Genomic DNA, 19,604 nt, shown 5'->3' with positions numbered 1-19,604 from the left:
CAGCAGTATCTGGAAACCTGGTGAACGAAATGGTTGTTGTGGGAGGGACTTCAGTCCCGACGGGCCTTACCGCTGAAGCGTCGGGACTGAAGTCCCTCCCACAAGATCAGGACAGGACCCCACCCGCACGAACTCCAGGTCGGCATAGTCGTAACTGAAATCCGCATCCGGATCGACATGCGCCAGTTTCATCCGTTGCGCGCTGTCGGCACCGGTAGCGAAGTCCAGCCAAGGCTCGGCATCGACGCTGGCGTCGTCCCAGTCCACCAGCCAGCGCGCGCCGGCCTGCATGACCCGGCCGCGCAGCAGCGGCGACTTGCGCGCCTGGAAGCGCAACACGTCCTGCTGCGGGCATAGCACGACCTCGCCGAACCATGGATCGCGCCACACGCCTTGCCGATCGCGCGACGCGGCGCTGGCGACCGGCACGCGCGCAGACGTATCCACCGCGGCAGGCGCCGCCTTGCCGGCCTGCGCACGCGCGCGCTCGAGCAACGTGGCGTAGTGCACTACATCCAGCGCACGCTCGCCGGGACGGGTGAAATGCTTGAGCAGCGCCTCGCTCAACACGGTACGCATCTCACCGCCCTCGCCGTTGCTGAGGACGACGAAGCCGCTGCGCCGATCCGGCAACAGCACCAGCCCCGAATACATGCCCATCAGGGTGCCGGTATGCGCGACCTGCCACTGCCCGTCCACATCGGAGAGGCGCCAGCCGTAGCCATAGCCGTACAGGCGCGTGCCGTCCCAGTCGCGCATCTGCGCGGAGATCGGCATCGGCGTGTGCAGCGTCCACAGCGCCTGGCGCTGCGCCGGCGACAGCCAGGGCGCAGCATCGGTGTCGGGCGACAGCCAGGCACGCATCCAGGCCAGCATGTCGTCGAGGCTGCAGCGCACGCCGCCGGCCGCCATCGACGGCGTATCCGCGATTCGCGCCGGGTCCGCGCGCACCACCACGTTGGCCTCGCCCTGGCGCATATGCGGCTGGGCGACGTTGCCTACCGCATCGCGGTCCCAGGCGCCGACCTGGCAACGCTGCATGCCCAGCGGCGCGAACACCTGCTCGCGCAACAGTTGCTCGTAGGGCTTGCCGCCGGCGCGCGCGGCCACTTCGCCGGCGACCACGTACAGCAGGTTGTCGTAGGCGTAGTGCGCGCGGAAGCTGTGGGTCGGCTTGAGGTAGGCCAGCCCGGCGATGATGTCGGCGCGGCTGAACGCGTTGGGTTCCGGCCACAGCATCAGATCGCCCGCGCCCAGGCCCAGGCCGCTGTTGTGGATCAGCAGGTCGCGCACCTGGATGTTGCGCGTGACCCACGGATCGTACATGCGGAATTCCGGCACATACCGGGTCACCGGATCGTCCCAGCGCAGCTTGCCGGCATCGACCAGCCGCGCCAGCAAGGCGGTGGTCATCGCCTTGCTGTTGGAGGCGATCTTGAACAGCGTCGCGCCATCGATGGGCTCGCCGCTGCCGGCACGCAGTTCGCCGGCACTGCGCGCGTAGACCACCTCGCCGTTCTCGATCACGCCGACCGCCAGCCCCGGCAGCCGATAGCGGTTCAAGGCCTGCTCGAACAGGCGGTCGAACTCGGCGCGCGAAGGCGAGGCGTCCGCGGCGCCGGGCGCAGCCGCCGCAACGGCCGGCCATGCCAGGCAGACGGCGAGCAAGCACCCGCGCATTTTTCCCGCGCTTGCGGCGCTGCGCGATGGCGTCCCCGGTCTCGTCGTCTCCAGCGTGGCAGCCTCGCCTCGCACGCGCGTCCTCAAAAGGTGTAGGTGAAGTTGGCGTACAGCTGTCGCCCGATCGCACTGTACACGCGCGGGAAGTACGGCCAGGCGGTGTAGGTGTCGTCGCGCGGATGGATCTTGTCGAACACGTTGAGCACGCTGATGCCGAGCGTGGCCTTGTCGGTGATCCGCTTGGCGATGTCCGCGTTCCAGATCACGTACGGCGCCACGCGTCCGCTCTCGGCGTAGTTGGGACGCGAGCCGTAGCGGTAGCCATACAGGCTGGCCGACCAGTCGCCGATGTTCCAGTTCGCACGCCAGTTGGCGCGGGTGCGGAACGCCAGGTAATCGACGTCGTTCATCACATCCACCGGCTTGGCCCCGGCGAACTGCGCCACTTCCATCTTCAGGACGCGGGTATAGCCGGCCTGCAACCCGAACGCGCCCCAGTCGCCGAGGTCGAAGCTGTAGCGCAGGTTGGCGTCCACGCCGTCGGTCCGCATCAGCGACTGGTTGATCGGGAAGGTCTCGAACGCGGTGATCTGGCCTTCGGCGGTGAGGTCGGTGCCGGGGCTGCGGGTCACCGACTGGATGTAGAACTGGCAGGCCGTCGACGCGGTATCGACCGCATTGCCGGCGCGGTCGCTGCCGAGCAGACAGTTGGCGTTGTTCTCCAGCAAGGTCTCGCTGGAGATCGACTCGACCCGACCCTCCAATTCGATGCGGTAGTAGTCCGCGCTCAGCGACAGCGTCGGCAGCACGTCCCAGACGAAGCCCAGCGTGGTCGACTTGCCCTTCTCCTCTTCCAGCAGCGGATTGGACGACTGGGTGGAGAAGGTCTGGTACTCGTGTGCGCTCGAACACGCGACGGACAGCGGATCCAGGCCGTCGCGGCGGCACAGGTATTCGTCGGTGACGGTGGGATTGTTGGCGCTGGTGCCGGCGTAGATCCACAGCAGGTCCGGCGCGCGGAAACTGGTGGCGTGGCTGCCGCGCAGCAGCAGGCTGTCGAACGGCCGCCACTCCAATCCCGCCTGCCAGGTGGCCGCGTCGTCGACCGCGGTGATGTCGTCGTACTTGTCGTAACGCGCGGCCAGCGTCGCGCTGAGCCGGCTGAAGATCGGCACGCGCAGTTCCAGACCCGCGGCGTAGCGGTCGCGCGGGCCGCCGCCCGGGGTCTGGGTCAGGTTGTAGATGCGCTCGCTGCCGGTGTAGTCCACGGTGGTGCGCGGATCCGGCGCGAGGTCGTACTTCTGCCGCGCCGCCTCCAGCACGGTGGCGATCTGCACCATGCCGGCCGGCAGCGCGAACAGGTCGCCGCTGAACACGAACTGGGCCTGGTCGGTGCTGGATTCGCCGCGGCTCACCACCTCGGTGGTGAGCTGGTCGTACAGCGCCGCGCTGCCCGGCGCGAACAGCTTGTCGGCGTAGAACTCGCGGATCTCGGTGCCGTCGGGCCGATAACCGAGCACCGGCCCCATGTAGTAGTCGCGCACCGCGTTGGTGAGGAAGCGCGGGCGCCGTGTGGTGATGTCGTAGCGCGACATCGACACGCTCGCATCCCAGTCGAAGCGGCCGTCGAACAGCTTGCCGCGCACGCCGGCGTTGAGGTTCCAGGATTTCTCGTCGTACTCGATGTTCTTGATCCCGCCCACTTCCGACGGCAGGAAGATGCGCTGCGCGGTGACCAGGCCCAGGTCCGGATCGTAGACGGTGAACGCGCCCTCGCCGATGTAATAGTGGGTCTGGCTGGAGCTTTCGTCCTTGGAGCGGTTGGCCAGCACCTGCGCATAGCCGGTGACGTCGTCGCTGAAATCGAAACTGCCGGACAGATACCCAGAGGTCTTGCCGTAGCCGTTCTGCACCGAGCGGCCTTCGTAGTAGCCGAACGCGCCACAGCGGTTGGCCGCGGCCAGGCTGTCGGCGGTCTTGTACGGCCTGAATGTCGGATTGGTCGCCGCACACGCCGCGTCCAGCGCGCCGGCCGACGTGGACAGCGCGCCGCCGCTGGGCCACAGATAGGTGTTGCCGCGGCGCAGATAGACGCCGGAAATCGAGGCATTGGGGCTGGCCGGATCGGCCTTGTTGCCGGGATGGTCGTCGTACGAATCCAGGAAGTCGCGCTGGCTGGCGACGATGGCTTCGCGGTCCAGCCGTTCGAACGCGTAGGTCAGGCTCCAACGATCGCCGGTACGCCCGCCGCTCCATTGCAGCTGGCCGCTGTCGCCGCCGCCGCGCGTGGTGGGGCCGCCGCGCAGGCGCAACGTGTCGCCGCTGAAATCGCGCTTGGTGATGATGTTGACCACGCCGGCCACCGCGTCGGAACCATAGATCGCCGAGGCGCCGCCGCTCATCACCTCGATGCGCTCCACCGCCGCCGCCGGAATGCTGCCCAGGCTGACCGCGGTGCCGTTGGCGTTGTAGGACTGCGGATAGTCCGCCATGCGCTTGCCGTTGAGCAGGATCAACTGGTAGCCGGGCCCCAGGCCGCGCAGGTTGAGGTACTGGCCGTTGGGCGAACTGCCGGTCTGGTCGCTTTCGTTGAAGGCGCTGCCGCTGAACTGGGTCAGCGTGCCGAGCGATTCCCACACCGTGCTGAAGCCCTGCTTCTGGATGTCCTGCGCGGTGATGACGGTCACCGGCGCCGGCCCTTCCACCTGCGAACGCGCGATGCGCGAACCGGTGACGGTGACCTTGTCCAGGTCGCGCGTGGCGATGGAGGCGTCCTGCGCCGCGGCGAGCGGCGGCAGTGCGCATCCGGCCAGCAGCGCGAGCGCGAGGCGGGACGGTCGGAAATGGCAATGGGAATGCTGGGCTTGGGTGGGCATGCGGCTCTCTCCTGCAATCGACGACGGACGCTGACGACGGCGCCCCAAGTCGACGCAGGCCGGCAGCCGGCCGCCTTCCCTGGGCACCCACGCGGACAACATGGCGCACGGCCGTAGCACGGCACCGTTCTCTGTAATCGCTACTTTCCCCAGGTGCGGATGCCCAACAGCGCCCCCCTGCGACGTGCGCCCGTGATCCCCAGGCTACCGCCTCGCTGCTGACGGGAACGGCGCCTGTCGCCACCGCTTCCTCGCCCCTGCGTTTTGGGTTTAGCACGGTGCGAAATCGCATGTCAATCGCGCATTCTTGACAAGCCCCATCGAGGAAAAGACTATTCGGAAGCCGGCGCGCAGCCGTCCGGCACTCTTTCCACAGCCCGGGGTCCGATGAATACGATGCGTGGCCTGTGCCTGTTACTGGCCGCAGCATTCAGCGCGCCCATCGCCGCGGCCAGCGTCGCCGGCGAGGCGCCGTTCCAGTTGCAAGCCAGCCAGCTGCAGGCGGAGTACTGGATCGCGCGTCTGCCCGATGCGCAGCGCCCACTGCTCGAAGCGGCGCAGGTGCAGGCCTTCAACGCGCACCTGCTGCGCCACGATGCCTCGATGCACGACCTGCAGGCGCTGCCCGAGCGGTACAGCGCAGCGCAGGTACGCGCGCAGGTGCTGGCACTGTCGGCGCCGCCGACGCGCACGCTCTACGACGTGAGTGGCGCCACGCTCGATGCCGCGCAGCTGACCGCCCTGCAGTCCACGCTCGCCCTGGACACGATTCCCGCGCAGGTCGCGCCACGTTACGCGCTGGTGGTACGCCGCGCCGATCTGCGTACCTTCCCGACTCCGCAGCGCGTTTTCAGCACCCGCGACGACCACGACATCGATCGTTTCCAGGAATCGGCGCTGTATCCCGGCACCGCGGTGGCGATCCTGCACGCCAGCCGCGACGGCGAGTGGCTGTTCGTGCTGGCGCCGAACTACGCGGCGTGGATCGAACGCGCACGCGTGGCCGAAGGCGATCGCGCCACTGTGCTGGACTACGCGCAGCGCACGCCGCGGCTGGTGGTAACCGGCACGCGCGCGCTGACCGCGTTCACCCCGGAACTGCCCGCGGCGTCGCACCTGTCGCTGGACATGGGCAGCAGCTTGCCGCTGCTGCAGGATTGGCCGGCGCAACAGGCGGTCAACGGCCAGTCGCCGCTGGCGGCCTACGTGGTGCAACTGCCCTTGCGCGACGACGATGGCCGACTGCGGCTGGCGCCCGCGCTGATGCCGCGCGGTGCCGACGTCGCCGCCGCGCCGCTGGCGGCGACGCAACGCCACCTGCTGCGGCAGGCCTTCAAGTTCCTCGGCGAACGCTACGGCTGGGGCAACGACTACGACGCGCGCGACTGCAGCGGCTTCGTCTCCGACGTCTACCGCAGCCTGGGCATCGCCTTGCCGCGCAATACCGGCGACCAGGCGCGCAGCCCCAGTCTCGCCAGCGTGTCCTACGTCGCTGCCGCGCCGCTGGCGCAACGGCAGCGAACGCTGGCGCGGCTGCAGGTCGGCGATCTGGTCTACATCCCCGGCCACGTGATGATGGTGATCGGCCACGACCGCGGCCACACCTGGGTGATCCACGACGTGGCCGGCGCCGGCTACCGCGACGCGTCCGGACAACTGCAGCGCGTGCGCCTCAACGGCGTCTCGGTGACGCCGCTGGAGCCGATGCTGCTGGGCGACGGCACGCCCTTCATCGACCGCATCACCCGCATCCAACGCGTTCGCCCGATCGCCCCCGAATGAAGATCACCGACATCCAACTGGGCATGCTGCGCGTGCCGCTGAAGACCCCGTTCAAAACCGCGTTGCGGACCGTGGAGACGGTCGAAGACGTGGTGGTGCTTGTGCATACCGACAGCGGCCACATCGGCTATGGCGAAGCGCCGGCCACGGCGCCGATCACCGGCGACACCCATGGTTCGATCATCGCGGCGATCGACCGCTTCATCGCACCGCGCCTGATCGGCGAGGACGTGGCCGACCTCAACCGGATCACCGGGCGGATCCAGGGCGCGCTGGAGCGCAACAGCAGCGCCAAGGCCGCGGTGGAGATCGCGGTCTACGATCTGTGGGCGCAGCTGTACGGCGCGCCGCTGTACAAGATGCTCGGCGGCGGCAAGCCGGCCATCACCACCGACATCACCATCAGCGTGGACGCCATCGACAAGATGGTGGCCGATGCGCTGTCGGCGCTCGCGCGCGGCTTCGCGGCGCTGAAGATCAAGGTCGGCAAGGACATCGACGTGGACATCGCGCGGGTCAAGGCGATCCACGCCGCGGTCGAAGGCCGCGCCTCGCTGCGCCTGGACGCCAACCAGGGCTGGACGCCGAAGCAGGCGGTGTACGCGATGCGCACGCTGGAAGACGCCGGCGTGGCGCTGGAGCTGCTGGAGCAGCCGGTCAAGGCCTGGGACATCGATGGGCTGAAGTACGTGACCGAGCGCGTCAACACGCCGGTGATGGCGGACGAGAGCGTGTTCGGGCCGGCGCAGGTGTTCGACCTGATCCAGCGCCGCGCCGCGGACATCGTCAACATCAAGCTGATGAAGACCGGCGGGCTGTCCAACGCGATCCGCATCGCCGACATCGCGGCGCTGTACGGGGTGGAGTGCATGATCGGCTGCATGCTGGAGTCGAGCATCAGCGTGGCGGCGGCGGTGCACCTTGCAGTAGCCAAGGCCGACATCATCACCAAGGTGGACCTGGACGGCCCATCGCTGGGCCTGTTCGACCCGGTACAGGGCGGGGTGATTTTCAACGAATCGCAGATCACGATCAGCGACGCGCCGGGCCTGGGCATCCGCGAGATCCACGGTCTGGAACTGCTGCCGCCGCGCGGGTGATCTGAGCGCGTTGGCGCCTGCGCTGCAATGCGCATGGTTGGCGCATGCGACTGCTTCCATCGCGAACGCGCTTGTCATCGCTACATACGGCGGTCGACGCCGGTGTGCATCGGTGCTGACGACCACCGTGACGTCTGCACGCGTCACCTGGAACGCCAAGCCGACCCCAGTTGCCACCTTGTTCTGCTTTGCCCTGCTTCTGCTTTGCCCTGCTCCTCTTGGCTAGAGCTTGAGCTTGGGGTTGGGCTTGGCTCTGCTGTGCTTCTGCTCTGCTGTTGCTTCTGCTGTTGCTTTTACCGGGTTCCCTTCCGCAGCGGCGGATGGACCGGGGAAAAACCCGAAGGGCGGCGCACAAGGATGTGCGCCGTTCGCGGCAGGGGCAGGATGCCCCTTCCGCGAATCCCCGGTGCATCCGCGGACCCGTAGCGCGCAGCGCGGAGGGCGCAAGGCAGGGCGTGCTTTCTTTTGGTTACTTTTCTTTGCACGAGCAAAGAAAAGTGACCCGCCAAGGGCGGAAGCCTTTGCTTTTCTGTTTGCTTGGGCATTTGCTTTTGTAGGAGCGGCTTCAGCCGCGACACCTTCCTGACAGGATCAGTCGCGGCTGAAGCCGCTCCTACAATGATTCCTCCATCACCATCACCATCGCCATCGCGTAAGCAAAGGCAAAGGCAAAAGCTTTCGCCTGCGGCGAGTTACTTTTCTTTGCTTGTGCAAAGAAAAGTAACCAAAAGAAAGCACACCCTCCTCCGCGCCCTCCGCGCTGCGCGCTCCGGGTCCGCGAATAGGACGGGATTCGCGGAAGGGGCATCCTGCCCCTGCCGCGAACGGCGCACATCCCTGTGCGCCGCCCCTTCGGGGTTTTTCCCGCCCTATTCGCCGCTGCGTAAGGGACCCGGTAAATCAAGATCAAAAGCAAAAAAGCAACAGCGACGGCAACAGCAACGGCAGCCGCACCACGCCACGCCACTCCACTCCACGACACACGATCAAGCTATGCAGCAAGCCGGCCAAGCCTGCTGCGTGATGCACTTCCAACGCACCACACCATCGGCGCACCGATCCACCGCGTCTACCGACACCGCACGGACGGTCTAAGTGCATGATCCCGCGCCGCACATCGAACAACTGTTGTACCTTGCAGCATTGCGGCATCTGCCCGACTTCACGGTCGGGCCGACGCACCAAACCAACCCCGACCGCAGGCGGCAGCTGGCGGTGAACCTGCAGCAGGCCAAGCCCCTGCTCGATGCCAAATCGCGACCGGAGATGCGCATGCCGAAATTCCCATGGTTGTCCGCCCTGACGCAGACCGGCAGCGTCCGCCGCAGCTGTCTGGCCGCCATGGCACTGCTGTGCATCGCCGTGACCGGCACCTGCCTGGCCGCCACCGGCGACACCATGCCGCCGGCACTGCAGCAGGCGCGCCAGCTGGTGCTGGTGGTGGCGCCGGACTGGGACAGCCCGCGCGGGCAACTGCAGGCGTTCGAACGCACCGCGCAGGGCTGGCGCGCGCAAGGCCAGCGCTTCGACGTCGCGCTCGGCCGCAACGGCAGCGCCTGGGGGCTGGGCCTGCATCCGGCGCAGGCCGACGGCCCGCAGAAGCGCGAAGGCGACGGCCGCAGCCCGGCCGGCATCTTCACCATCGGCGAGGCGTTCGGTTATGCGCAACGTATCGAAAGCGCGCTGCCGTACCAGCCGATGCAGCAGAGCAGCTATTGCATCGACGTGCCCGATTCGCCGCTGTACAACCGCATCGTCGACGCCGAGCGGGTCGGCGCCGACGCCGTGGCCGGCTCGACCGAGCCGATGCGCCTGGACCTGCACCACGACGGCGATCGCCGCTACGAAGAAGGCTTCGTGATCGGCCACAACCCGCAGGCGCGGCCCGGCGCCGGCAGCTGCATCTTCGCCCACCTGTGGCGTGCCGCAGGCGAGGCTACCGCCGGCTGCACCGCGATGGAGCCGGCCGACATGCAACGCCTGCTGGTCTGGCTGCGGCCGGATGCCGCGCCGCTGTTCGTGCTGCTGCCGCGCAACGACTACGAACGCCTGCGCGGCGCCTGGGCACTGCCGGCCGTGGAGCCGGCACCATGAGCAACGCACCCGAACCGAGCCTGGTCCGCGCGGTCAGCCGCTGGCAGATCGTCGGCCTGTCGATCAACGACGTCATCGGCAGCGGCATCTATCTGCTGCCCGCCGCCACCGCCGCGCTGCTCGGGCCGATGAGCCTGTGGGCGGTGCTGCTGGCCGGGCTGGCGGTGGGATTGCTGGTGCTGTGCTACGCGCAGGCGGCCAGCTATTTCGACGAACCCGGCGGCAGCTACCTGTATGCGCGCGAGGCGTTCGGCCGCTTCGCCGGCTTCGAGATCGGCTGGATGATCTGGCTGACCCGGATCAGTTCCGCCGCCGCGCTCGGCAACGGCCTGGCCGATGCGGTGGTGCGCTTCTGGCCGGCCGCGGCCGGCGGCGGCGCGCGCCTGGCGATCGTGGTCGGCTCGCTCGGCCTGCTCACCGCGATCAACGTGATCGGGGTGAAATCGGCCGCGCGCACCGGCGTGGCGCTGGTGATCGGCAAGCTGGTGCCGCTGCTGCTGTTCGTAGCGATCGGCCTGTTCTACGTGGACTGGTCGTGGGCGTTCTCCGGCAAGGCGCCTGATCCGCGCGACTTCGGCAACATGGGCGAAGCGGCACTGCTGTTGCTGTTCGCCTACGCCGGTTTCGAGAACATCCCCGCCGCCGCTGGCGAATACCGCAATCCGCGCCGAGACGTGCCGTTCGCGCTGATCACGATGATCGTCACCGTCACCCTGATCTACGCCGCGGTGCAGGCCGTCGCGCAGGGCACGCTGGCGAACGTGGCGCAGTCGGCGACGCCGTTGGCCGATGCCGCCAGCGGCTTCGGCGGCGAGGCGCTGGCGCTGATCCTCACCGTCGGCGCCACCATCTCCATCCTCGGCACCACCAGCAACACGGTGATGCTGGGGCCGCGCTTCCTGTTCGCGCTGGCCCAGGACGGCTACGGCCCGGCGTTCCTGGCGCGGGTGCATCCGCGCTTCCGCACGCCGGCCGCGGCGATCCTGCTGCAGGGCGTGCTGTCGCTGGCGCTGGCGTTGTCCGGTTCGTTCGTGCAGTTGGCGCTGCTGTCGATGGTCACCCGCCTGTTCGCCTACATCGGCACGGCCGCGGCGGTGCTGGTGCTGGCACGGCGCTACCGCGACCGGCCAGGTGCGCTGCACCTGCCGGGCGGCCCGCTGATCCCGCTGGCCGCGTTGCTGCTGGCGCTGGCGCTGCTGCTCAGCGCCAGCTGGCAGAACCTGGCCTCGGCCGGCGTGGCGCTGCTGGTCGGCGCGCTGTTCTACCGCTTCCCGCGCAAGGTGGCGGCGTAGGGCCTTCACGCGGCCTTGCGCCGCTGTCACATGCGGGTAACCGCATCGCTTCGACTCTGGGCGCCAGCCTCAGCGATGGAGTCCGCGATGAAACTACGCCACGTCTACAGCGCCCCCGATCTGGCCACCGCCACCCGTGCCCTGCAGGCGGCGCGCGGCGCCGGCATCGACAACGACGACCTGTCGTTGATCGCGCGTAGCGACATCGAACTGGACGCGATCCCCGACGAACGCAAGGACGTCAAGACCGACACCTTGCCCGCGGCCGCACGCGGTGCGTTGGGCGGCGGCGCGGCCGGGCTGCTCGCCGGACTGGTGGCGATCGCGGTGCCGCCGCTGGGCATCACCCTGGCCGGCGCCGGGGTGATGGCGATCGCCGGCGCACTGGTCGGCAGCTGGTCATCGGCGCTGGTCGGCGCCACCGTACCGGATCCGGTGCGGCGCAACTTCGAAGAGGAAATCGAGGCCGGCCGCATCCTGGTGGTGGTCGAGGGCGAAGCGTCGCAACTCGATGCCGCCGATGCCGCCCTGCGTGGCGCCGGCACGATCGCGCTGCCCTACGAGTCCGCCGCTGCCGCGCAATGACGCCGTCATGCGCGTTGCAGGCGGCACAGGATTCGCGTCGCTAGGATGCTTGCGTCGGCGCCAGCGCGCGCATGCGCAGCAGCAAGCCGCCGGTGTGCACTAACGAATACGCGATCAGCACCGAGGCGATCGCCAGGGTCAGCGGGCTGGCGTTCTGCAGCGACTGCGCGCTGCCGCCGGAAAACGCACCGCTGGCCCAACGCCACGCCAGGCGTCCGATCAGCAGCACGCTGAGTCCGGCGCCGATCCAGGGGTTCGGCGTGTAATAGCGCCTGCCTTCGACCACGTCGATGCGGGTGTGATGCAGGGCGAAGGCCCCAAGCGCCGCGCCGGCCAGGACTCCCAGCGCCATGCCCAGACGGACCGGCGGCACTACCGTCGCCAGATAGGTCAATCCTGCCGCCGCCAGCGACAGCAGCAGCATCCGCGCCACGGTCCGCCGCGGTTGCCATGGCTGGCGGCCGAAATAGCGGCGGATGCGCCGGTAGTACATCCAGCCGATGCCGGCGGTGGCCAGGTACGGGGTGAGCAAGGCGATACCGGTGGCGGCCATGGAATCCTGCGGCAGGCAAGGCGGAGTTGCCGGATCGTAATCCATCCGCGGCCCGCCGCGTAGCCGGCGCCAGCGCGGCGAGCGGAATCGACCGCGCCCGCACGCTTCATGCCTCGATCACGCGATGCTGGAATGGCATTAACGGCGCCGTCGCTAACGTCGGAAGCCACACTGCACAGGAGACGACGATGAGCGTTCCGTATCAGATTCCCGGCCGCGCGCCCAACGACGACGATCGCAGCCTGGTGTCGCAATACTGGCGCGAGCGTTTCGCCGAGGAGCCGTACTACAGCGACGGCGAACGCTTCGAGGACTACGAGGCGGCCTACCACGCCGGACACGAGGCGCGCATACGCAATTTCAATCTGGCCTACGAACAGGTCGAGGCCGAACTGCACCGCAACTGGGACAGTACCAAGGGTTCGCAGACCCTGAGCTGGAGCAAGGCCCGCCACGCGGTGCGCCGTGCCTGGGAGCGGGCGGGTCAGGATTGAGTTTGTGGTCGCGACGGGAAGGATCGCCGTTTCGATCACTCGGTGGACCTTCCCGAATCGCTGCGCTGCCATTGATGGGCGCAGGTTTGGTCCGCGCGCGATTTCAGTAGGCCTTGGCGTTTGGCAAGCGCCTCGTGAGGACGGTTTTGGTCGCGGCTGAAGCCGCTCCTACAGAGGCCGCCAGCCCATCTTGTAGGAGCGGCTTCAGCCGCGACAGAACGCCGATGACGGTGGCAACGCAAACCATTTCCCGCGCATATCGGCCACATCCCGCCGACACGGCGTTGCGCCACGTCCCCGCGCCGATTTCAATGGCGCTTGCAACGTATCACCCGTAGGCTCGGCTCGTTGCATCAGCTCTGGTGCATCAGCTCTCCACTGGCTGCAGCTTCAACAAACGTCCGCCACTGCCGTCTTCCAGCAGCCACAGCGCGCCGTCCGGGCCCTGCTCCACTTCGCGGATGCGCTTGCCCATGTCGTAGCGCGCCGCTTCGCGGGCGTTTTCGCCGTTGAACTCGATCCGTACCAGCGACTTCGACGACAGCCCGCCGATGAAGCCGTTGCCGCGCCACTGCGGGAAGGTGCTGCCGCTGTAGATCACGAAACCGGCCGGCGAGATCACCGGTGTCCAGCTGACCTTGGGCGCGGCGAATTCCGGGCGCGTGGAATGGTCGGGGATCGGCCGGCCGTCGTAATGGTCGCCGTTGGAGACGATCGGATAGCCGTAGTTGGCGCCGAGCTGGATCAGGTTCAGTTCGTCGCCGCCGGACGGGCCCATCTCGTGTTCCCACAGCTGGCCGTTGGCGTCGAAGGCCAGGCCGAGCACATTGCGATGGCCCAGCGACCACACCTGCGCGGCGACGCCGCCGCGGCGCGCGAACGGGTTGTCGGCCGGCACGCTGCCGTCGTCGTTGAGGCGCACGATCTTGCCCAGGTTGCCGCTCATGTCCTGCGCCGGATCGAACTTCTGCCGCTCGCTGGAACTGATCCACAGCTTGCCGTCCGGCCCGAACGCCAGGCGGTGGCCGTAATGGCCCTCGCCGGACACCTTGGGCTGCTGGCGCCAGATCACCTTCACCTCCGACAGCGCGCCGCCGCCAGTGTCGTCCAGGGTCAGCTTGGCGCGCGCCACCGCGGCGCCGCGGGTGTCGCCGCTGCCGGCCTCGGCATAGCTCAGATACACCCAGCCATTCTGCGCGAAGCCCGGATGCGGCAGCACGTCGCCGAAACCGCCCTGGCCGCCGTAGGCGACCGAGGGTACGCCGCTGACCGTGCCGGTGCGGCCGCTGGCCGGGTCGAAGCGCTTGAGCGTGCCGCGCTTCTCGCTGATCAGGGCGCTGCCATCGGGCAGGAAGCTCATCGCCCACGGTTCGTTGAAGGTGGCCAACGGCGTCGCCGAGAACGGCCAGTCGCTGCGCCGTTCGGCGCTGTTGGCGGCCGGCGCCGCATGTGCGGCGGACACGGCCAGACTCATCACCAACGCACAGGCCAAACCCAAGGGGGAACGTTGCATGCCGCGCACCTATCGAATGGGGTCGAAGGCCGAACCTAGCAAAGCAGATGTGGACGGCAAGCATGCAATGGCCAAGCCGTGGCCGCGGTCACGCGCGGCGTTCGCGCGACGTAGACAGCGGCCTGCGCGCGACGCAACGGTGGGCAAAGTAAACGTGCGCGCAGACGACCGTGACGCGGCCGCCTGCGCGCAGCTGTCAGGCCTGCGGCAGCAGCTCGAAACCGACCGGCTCGCCGCTGGCCGACGATGCGCAGACCCACAGGTCGAACAGCCCCGGCTCGGCTTCGAACCGGCCATCGCGGCCGCTGAAGGCCAGGCTGCGGCGATCCAGGGTGAACACCACGTCCATGCCCTGCCCCGGCGCCAGCCGCACCTTGCGGAAGCCCTTCAGTTCGCGCACCGGGCGCACCCGGCTGGCGACGCGGTCGTGCACGTACAGCTGCACCACTTCCTCGCCGTCGCGTTCGCCGACGTTGTCGATGCGGGTGGTCACGGTCAGGGTGTCGTCCCAGCCCAGCTGCACGCGATCCAGCTGAGGCGCGCCGTAAGCGAAGCGGGTGTAGCCGATGCCGTGGCCGAACGGATACAGCGGCGCGTTCGAGATCTCGCGCCAGCGCGCCTTGAACTCGCTCATCGTCGGCAGTTCCGGCCGGCCGGTGCGCGCGTGGTTGTAGAAGTACGGCTGCTGGCCCGGGTCGAGCGGGAAGCTGACCGGCAATCGCGCCGAGGGGTTGTAGTCGCCGAACAGCACGTCGGCCACGGCCGGGCCGGTCTGCGTGCCCAGGTACCAGGTCACCGCGATCGCCGCCGCGTCGCGCACCGCGCCCTGCAGCGCCAGCGCGCGGCCGTTGCGCAGCAGCACCACCAGCGGCGTGCCGGTGGCGGCGACCGCTTCGGCCAGCGCCTGCTGCGCCGGCGGCAACACGATCTGCGTGCGCGACTGCGCCTCGCCGCTGTAGCGCTGCGGCTCGCCCAGCGCCAGCACCACCACGTCGGCGGCGCGCGCCGCGGCCACCGCCGCGTCGATGCCGCCGTCCAGCGGCGCTTCCAGTTCGCAGCCCGGCACCACGTTCAGCGCGTCGGCGTCGTCCAGCGCGGCGCGCACGCCGGCTTCCAGGGTCACGTAGCGGGTCTTGTCGCCGAACAGGGTCCAGCAGCCCTCGATGTTCTCGCGGTCCTGCACGAACGGCCCGATCAGCGCGATGCTCTGTCCGCGCTTGCGCAGCGGCAGCACGTCGCCATCGTTCTTCAGCAGCACGATCGAGCGCCGCGCCGCCTCGCGCGACAGCGCATCGTGCGCGGCGATGTGCGACTGGTCGGCCTCGCGCTGCGGATCCAGCGAGCGGTACGGATCGTCGAACAGGCCGATCGTTTCCTTCAGCGCCAGTACCCGCCGCACCGCTTCGTCCAGCGCGGCCATCGGCACTTCGCCGTCGGCCACCAGCGACGGCAGGTGCGCGGCGTAGAAACCGCTCTGCATGCTCATGTCCATGCCGGCCAGGAACGCCTTCTTGGTCGCGTCGCGCTCGTCGGCCGCATAGCCGTGCGCGATCAGTTCCATGTCGGCGGTGTAGTCGGAGATCACCACGCCGGGGAACTTCCATTCGCCGCGCAGGATCTCTGTCAGCAGTTCGTGGTTGGCGCTGGCCGGCACGCCGTTGATGTCGTTGAACGAGGTCATCACGCTCAGCGCGCCGGCGCCGAACGCGGCCTGGAACGGCGGCAGGTGCACATCGCGCAGGGTCTGCGGAGCGATGTCCACGCTGTTGTATTCCATGCCTGCGGCGACCGCGCCGTAGGCGGCGAAATGCTTGGGCGTGGCCAGCAGCGCGTCGTGCGCGCGCAGGTCCGGGCCCTGGAAGCCGCGCACGCGCGCGGCGGCGAACGCGCAGCCCAGCACCACGTCCTCGCCGGCGCCCTCGGCGCCGCGGCCCCAGCGCTGGTCGCGGGCGATGTCCACCGCCGGCGCATAGGTCCAGTGGATGCCGGCGGCGGTGGCCTCGATCGCGGTGGCGCGCGCGGTGCGCTCGGCCAGCTCCGGCTCGAAGCTGGCGGCCTCGCCCAGCGGGATCGGGAACACGGTACGCATGCCATGGATCACGTCCGCGGCCAGGATCACCGGAATGCCCAGGCGGCTCTCTTCCAGCGCGGTCTGCTGGATCCGCCGCCCCAGTTCGGCGCCCACGCCGTTGAACAGCGAGCCGACCAGGCCCGCGCGCACCTGCTGCAGCACCTCGTCGGCATTGCTGACGTTCGCTTCCGGATTCACGTCCGGCGCGAACGGGCGCACCATGTCGGCGAAGACGCCGAGCTGGCCGACCTTCTCTTCGACGGTCATGCGGGCGATGAGCGATTCGATACGATCCGAAGCCATGGGGTCCTTTGAGAAAACGTTTACATAGCCGTCAATTCTAGCTCTCCGGCCAGACGAAAGAGCAAATCCCGGCGCCGGATCCGCCTATTCAGGGAACTGTCTACGGTTGCCCCGCCGCCGGCAGCCAACGCCGCCATACGCCCCCGCATCCCGCTGCTGAACCGTTTTGCGGCGCGCGCGTCGCAATCCGCACTGGCCGATACAGGCGCCTCGCGCCCGGCGGGCGCGGCTGCGATCGTAGCGGCTCAGCCCCCTCGGCCCATGCCGGATTGCGTCTCAACCACCTTGCGACGCGCAGCCCGGGCGGCAACGCGACGCGACCGGCACCGCGCCGGCCACCCACCGCTCACGAGCTGAAGTAGGCCTCTGCGATCGCGCTGTGCAGGTAGCCGAGGTGGGTCTGGATCTCGTCCATGAACTCGGCCGGATTGTGCCGCGCCAGATAGGACGGGTCGGCATTGCGCACCAGCCCGTTGATCCGCATCAGCGCGCGCTCCACGTTCGGCCGCGGCGGCATGGTCGGCAGGATGTGCTGGGCGCGGGTCAGGCAGAAATGCACGCTGCGCGGGAAATCGTTGTTCTGCAGCAGGAAGCGCAGCGCATGCTCGCCGGTGACGCGCTGGCGCACGTGGCGCCGGTACATCTGGTAGGCGGCCAGCGAGCGCAGCACGCTCATCCACTGCATGTTCTGGTAGGCCTCCAGATCGTCGGCCTTGCGCGGGGTGATCAGGCCCGAGGCGCCGGCATCGATGATACGCGTGGTCATGTCGGCCTGTTCGATCGCCGTGCCCAGGCGCAGGAACTGGAAGCCGATGTCGCGGCTGACGTTGGCGGTGAGCAGGCCGGACACCTTCAGGCAGGCGTCGGTGACGTGGCCGAGGAATTCCATCCGGTAGCGGCGGCCGACGCTACGCTCACCGTTGGCATCGATGTACAGGTGCAGGTCGTTGACCGCCTCCCACACTTCCTGCGGCAGCGTGTCGCGGATGCCGCGCAGCAGTTCGCGCGCCTGCCGCGCCGAACTGCGCAGCGAGGACGGATTGCGCTCGTCCAGCAGCAGGAAGCGCACCACGTCGGCATCGCCGACGTCGTCGCCGGCGTTCGGGAACCAGACGTTGAAGATCTCGCCGGCACCGACCGTGTCGATCATCGGCCGCCAGGCGAAACGCACCGAGCGCGGCAGGTCCAGCTGCAGCAGGCTGCCCACGCCGACCAGCCGCGCGGTAGTCTCGGCGCGGCGCACGTAGCGGCTGAACCAGTAGAGGTTGTCGGCGACCCGCGACAGCATCAGTCCGTCTCCTCGTCCAGGTCCACCACCCAGGTGTCCTTGGCGCCGCCGCCCTGCGAGGAATTGACCACCAGCGAGCCCTCTTCCATCGCCACCCGGGTCAGCCCGCCGGTGGTGACGTAGACGTCCTCGCGCGACAGGATGAACGGGCGCAGGTCCAGATGCCGCGCCGACGGACCGACCTCGGTCACGATCGGCGCGGTGGACAGGCCCAGCGTCGGCTGCGCCATGTAGTTGCGCGGATCGGCCTGGATCAGCTTGCGGAACTCGTCGCGCTGGCGCTTGGTCGAGCGTGGCCCGATCAGCATGCCGTAGCCGCCGGATTCGTTGGCTGGCTTCACCACCAGTTCGTCGAGGTGCTCGAGCACGTACTTGCGGTCCTTGTCGTCGTGGCACAGGTAACTGGGCACGTTGGGCAGGATCGGCTCTTCGTCCAGGTAGTAGCGGATCATCTTCGGCACGTAGGCGAACACCACCTTGTCGTCGGCCACGCCGGCGCCGGGCGCGTTGGCCAGCGCCACCTTGCCGGCGCGCCAGCTGCGGATCAGCCCGGGCACGCCGAGTACCGAATCGGGGTGGAACACTTCCGGATCGATGAACAGGTCGTCGACCCGGCGATAGATCACATCGACCCGGCGCGGCCCGTAGATGGTGCGCATGTAGGTGCAATCGTCGTCGGCGACGAACAGGTCGTCGCCCTCGACCAGCTCGATGCCCATCGCCTGCGCCAGGTAGGCGTGCTCGAAATAGGCGCTGTTGAAGATGCCCGGGGTCAGCAGCGCGATCACCGGTTGGTCGCCGGGACGCGGCGACAGCGCGGCCAGGGTGTCGTACAGCTGCGCCGGATATTCGTCCACCGGCAGGATCGCGCTGGTCTCGAACAGTTCGGGAAACACGCGCTTGGCGACCATGCGGTTTTCCAGCATGTACGACACGCCGCTGGGAATGCGCAGGTTGTCTTCCAGCGCGTACAGTGTGCCGTCGGCGTCGCGCACCAGGTCCGAGCCGCAGATATGCGCCCACACCCCCAGCGCCGGGGTGATGCCCACGCACTGCGGACGGAAGTTCACCGAATGCTCCAGCAGCATCGCCGGGAACACCTTGTCCTTGACGATGCGCTGCGCGCCGTAGACATCGCCGATGAACAGGTTGAGCGCACGCATGCGCTGCTTCAGCCCGGCCTCGGTGCGTTGCCACTCGCGCAGCGGGATCACCCGCGGGATCAGGTCGAACGGCAGCGTGCGATCGACGTTGCGGCCATCGGAATAGACGGTGAAGGTGATGCCCATGACCCGTGCGGCGACATCGGCGGCGAGCTGGCGCTCGGACAGTTCGCGGCCGGACAGGCTGGACAGGTATTCGATGACCCGGCGGGCGGCGGGACGCGGCTGACCATCTGCCTGGATCAGCTCGTCGTAGGTGGCCGTGCGGTACTTGCTCCAGTCCATCGTGCCCCGTCGGTCTACGCCACCGGGCGCGATCGGCCGAGTGTTGCGTTGCACAGCAACATGCCCGGAACCGGAATGAGCGTCAAGCGCCCGCGGCGATGCCGCGCCGGCGCGCGCTCAGCCGGCGTCGCGGCTGCGTTCGATGATCACGCCCACCGCCTGCGCGCCGCGCACCGCCCCCGGCTTGCTCAACTTCAGCCGCAGCCAGCGCACGTCGAACTCGGCCAACACCGCCGCTGCGCAGCGCTCGGCCAGCGTCTCCACCAGGCCGTAGTCGGACTGCTCGACCAGTTCCACCAGGCGCTTGCTGACCGCCTTGTAGTTGAGCGTATCGGCGATGTCGTCGCTGGCCGCCGGCACCCGGTTGTCGAAGCCCATCTCCAGATCGAAGCGCAAGGTCTGGCGGATCCGCCGCTCCCAATCGTAGATGCCGATCAGCGCGTCGATTTCTAGACCTTCGATGAAAACTTTATCCATTGGGGGCCGGGATTCGAGATTGGGGATTCGGGAATGGTAAGAGCAAAG

14 protein-coding genes are annotated in these 19,604 nt (G+C 68.5%); 6 read left to right on the top strand and 8 right to left on the bottom strand.

The genetic code is table 11. The annotated features are described in order from the left end of the window. Window positions 1–66: 66 nt before the first annotated feature. Window positions 67–1,680 carry a serine hydrolase gene (locus HEP74_RS02655; RefSeq protein WP_185815073.1) on the bottom strand — a complete coding sequence of 538 codons (1,614 nt, stop codon included), beginning with the start codon at window positions 1,678–1,680 and terminating at the stop codon, window positions 67–69. 83 nt (window positions 1,681–1,763) lie between these two features. Then, entirely contained in the window at window positions 1,764–4,556 is a 2,793-nt protein-coding gene (locus HEP74_RS02650) for a TonB-dependent receptor plug domain-containing protein (protein ID WP_185815072.1), read from the bottom strand. 387 nt (window positions 4,557–4,943) lie between these two features. On the opposite strand from HEP74_RS02650, the gene HEP74_RS02645 reads away from it, so the two are divergent. The 5 genes from HEP74_RS02645 to HEP74_RS02625 all read left to right on the top strand — a co-directional run bounded on the left by HEP74_RS02645 (window position 4,944) and on the right by HEP74_RS02625 (window position 11,409). Then, complete coding sequence (locus tag HEP74_RS02645; protein ID WP_185815071.1) at window positions 4,944–6,338, top strand: C40 family peptidase; 1,395 nt, start codon at window positions 4,944–4,946, stop codon at window positions 6,336–6,338. Further along, a complete protein-coding gene (locus tag HEP74_RS02640) occupies window positions 6,335–7,438 on the top strand; it encodes a dipeptide epimerase (protein WP_185815070.1) in 1,104 nt (367 codons plus the stop codon). Before HEP74_RS02645 ends, HEP74_RS02640 begins: the two co-directional genes overlap by 4 nt. Before the next feature lie 1,398 nt (window positions 7,439–8,836). Next, window positions 8,837–9,532 (top strand): L,D-transpeptidase family protein, encoded by a 696-nt coding sequence (locus HEP74_RS02635; RefSeq protein ID WP_255427941.1) that lies wholly within the window; start codon window positions 8,837–8,839, stop codon window positions 9,530–9,532. Then, entirely contained in the window at window positions 9,529–10,824 is a 1,296-nt protein-coding gene (locus HEP74_RS02630; RefSeq protein WP_185815069.1) for an APC family permease, read from the top strand. The genes HEP74_RS02635 and HEP74_RS02630 overlap by 4 nt, the downstream gene beginning before the upstream one ends. 87 nt (window positions 10,825–10,911) lie before the next feature. Next, the gene (locus tag HEP74_RS02625) at window positions 10,912–11,409 is read left to right on the top strand and encodes a hypothetical protein (protein WP_185815068.1); all 498 of its coding nucleotides are present in this window, start codon (window positions 10,912–10,914) and stop codon (window positions 11,407–11,409) included. A 40-nt stretch (window positions 11,410–11,449) separates the two neighbouring features. Here HEP74_RS02625 and HEP74_RS02620 read toward each other — a convergent pair whose 3' ends face one another. Next, complete coding sequence (locus HEP74_RS02620; RefSeq protein ID WP_185815067.1) at window positions 11,450–11,962, bottom strand: CcdC protein domain-containing protein; 513 nt, start codon at window positions 11,960–11,962, stop codon at window positions 11,450–11,452. A 188-nt stretch (window positions 11,963–12,150) separates the two neighbouring features. On the opposite strand from HEP74_RS02620, the gene HEP74_RS02615 reads away from it, so the two are divergent. After that, window positions 12,151–12,456 carry a hypothetical protein gene (locus HEP74_RS02615; protein WP_185815066.1) on the top strand — a complete coding sequence of 102 codons (306 nt, stop codon included), beginning with the start codon at window positions 12,151–12,153 and terminating at the stop codon, window positions 12,454–12,456. A gap of 367 nt (window positions 12,457–12,823) precedes the next feature. Here HEP74_RS02615 and HEP74_RS02610 read toward each other — a convergent pair whose 3' ends face one another. From HEP74_RS02610 to folB, 5 genes are all read right to left on the bottom strand, one after another. Next, a complete protein-coding gene (locus tag HEP74_RS02610) occupies window positions 12,824–13,969 on the bottom strand; it encodes a PQQ-dependent sugar dehydrogenase (protein WP_185815065.1) in 1,146 nt (381 codons plus the stop codon). A 196-nt stretch (window positions 13,970–14,165) separates the two neighbouring features. Then, window positions 14,166–16,343, bottom strand: coding sequence for a glycoside hydrolase family 3 N-terminal domain-containing protein (locus tag HEP74_RS02605; protein WP_185815064.1), 2,178 nt, complete (start codon window positions 16,341–16,343; stop codon window positions 14,166–14,168). A 346-nt stretch (window positions 16,344–16,689) separates the two neighbouring features. After that, on the bottom strand, window positions 16,690–17,631 hold the full coding sequence (locus HEP74_RS02600) for an alpha-E domain-containing protein (RefSeq protein ID WP_185815063.1): 942 nt from the start codon (window positions 17,629–17,631) through the stop codon (window positions 16,690–16,692). Continuing rightward, entirely contained in the window at window positions 17,631–19,079 is a 1,449-nt protein-coding gene (locus HEP74_RS02595) for a circularly permuted type 2 ATP-grasp protein (RefSeq protein WP_185815062.1), read from the bottom strand. The genes HEP74_RS02600 and HEP74_RS02595 overlap by 1 nt, the downstream gene beginning before the upstream one ends. Window positions 19,080–19,196: 117 nt before the next feature. Next, window positions 19,197–19,556 carry a dihydroneopterin aldolase gene (gene folB / locus HEP74_RS02590; RefSeq protein ID WP_185815061.1) on the bottom strand — a complete coding sequence of 120 codons (360 nt, stop codon included), beginning with the start codon at window positions 19,554–19,556 and terminating at the stop codon, window positions 19,197–19,199. Window positions 19,557–19,604: the final 48 nt, after the last annotated feature.

The sequence above is a fragment of the Xanthomonas sp. SS genome (genome assembly GCF_014236835.1).
Taxonomy (GTDB): domain Bacteria; phylum Pseudomonadota; class Gammaproteobacteria; order Xanthomonadales; family Xanthomonadaceae; genus Xanthomonas_A.
This window is presented reverse-complemented; position numbering and strand designations above follow the sequence as displayed.

Excerpts from the sequence above, each read along its gene's own strand:
- HEP74_RS02655 (WP_185815073.1), bottom strand. The coding sequence starts at position 1,680 with ATGCGCGGGTGCTTGCTCGCCGTCTGCCTGGCATGGCCGGCCGTTGCG.
- HEP74_RS02650 (WP_185815072.1), bottom strand. The coding sequence starts at position 4,556 with ATGCCCACCCAAGCCCAGCATTCCCATTGCCATTTCCGACCGTCCCGC.
- HEP74_RS02645 (WP_185815071.1), top strand. The coding sequence starts at position 4,944 with ATGAATACGATGCGTGGCCTGTGCCTGTTACTGGCCGCAGCATTCAGC.
- HEP74_RS02640 (WP_185815070.1), top strand. The coding sequence starts at position 6,335 with ATGAAGATCACCGACATCCAACTGGGCATGCTGCGCGTGCCGCTGAAG.
- HEP74_RS02635 (WP_255427941.1), top strand. The coding sequence starts at position 8,837 with ATGCCGCCGGCACTGCAGCAGGCGCGCCAGCTGGTGCTGGTGGTGGCG.
- HEP74_RS02630 (WP_185815069.1), top strand. The coding sequence starts at position 9,529 with ATGAGCAACGCACCCGAACCGAGCCTGGTCCGCGCGGTCAGCCGCTGG.
- HEP74_RS02625 (WP_185815068.1), top strand. The coding sequence starts at position 10,912 with ATGAAACTACGCCACGTCTACAGCGCCCCCGATCTGGCCACCGCCACC.
- HEP74_RS02620 (WP_185815067.1), bottom strand. The coding sequence starts at position 11,962 with ATGGCCGCCACCGGTATCGCCTTGCTCACCCCGTACCTGGCCACCGCC.
- HEP74_RS02615 (WP_185815066.1), top strand. The coding sequence starts at position 12,151 with ATGAGCGTTCCGTATCAGATTCCCGGCCGCGCGCCCAACGACGACGAT.
- HEP74_RS02610 (WP_185815065.1), bottom strand. The coding sequence starts at position 13,969 with ATGCAACGTTCCCCCTTGGGTTTGGCCTGTGCGTTGGTGATGAGTCTG.
- HEP74_RS02605 (WP_185815064.1), bottom strand. The coding sequence starts at position 16,343 with ATGGCTTCGGATCGTATCGAATCGCTCATCGCCCGCATGACCGTCGAA.
- HEP74_RS02600 (WP_185815063.1), bottom strand. The coding sequence starts at position 17,631 with ATGCTGTCGCGGGTCGCCGACAACCTCTACTGGTTCAGCCGCTACGTG.
- HEP74_RS02595 (WP_185815062.1), bottom strand. The coding sequence starts at position 19,079 with ATGGACTGGAGCAAGTACCGCACGGCCACCTACGACGAGCTGATCCAG.
- folB (WP_185815061.1), bottom strand. The coding sequence starts at position 19,556 with ATGGATAAAGTTTTCATCGAAGGTCTAGAAATCGACGCGCTGATCGGC.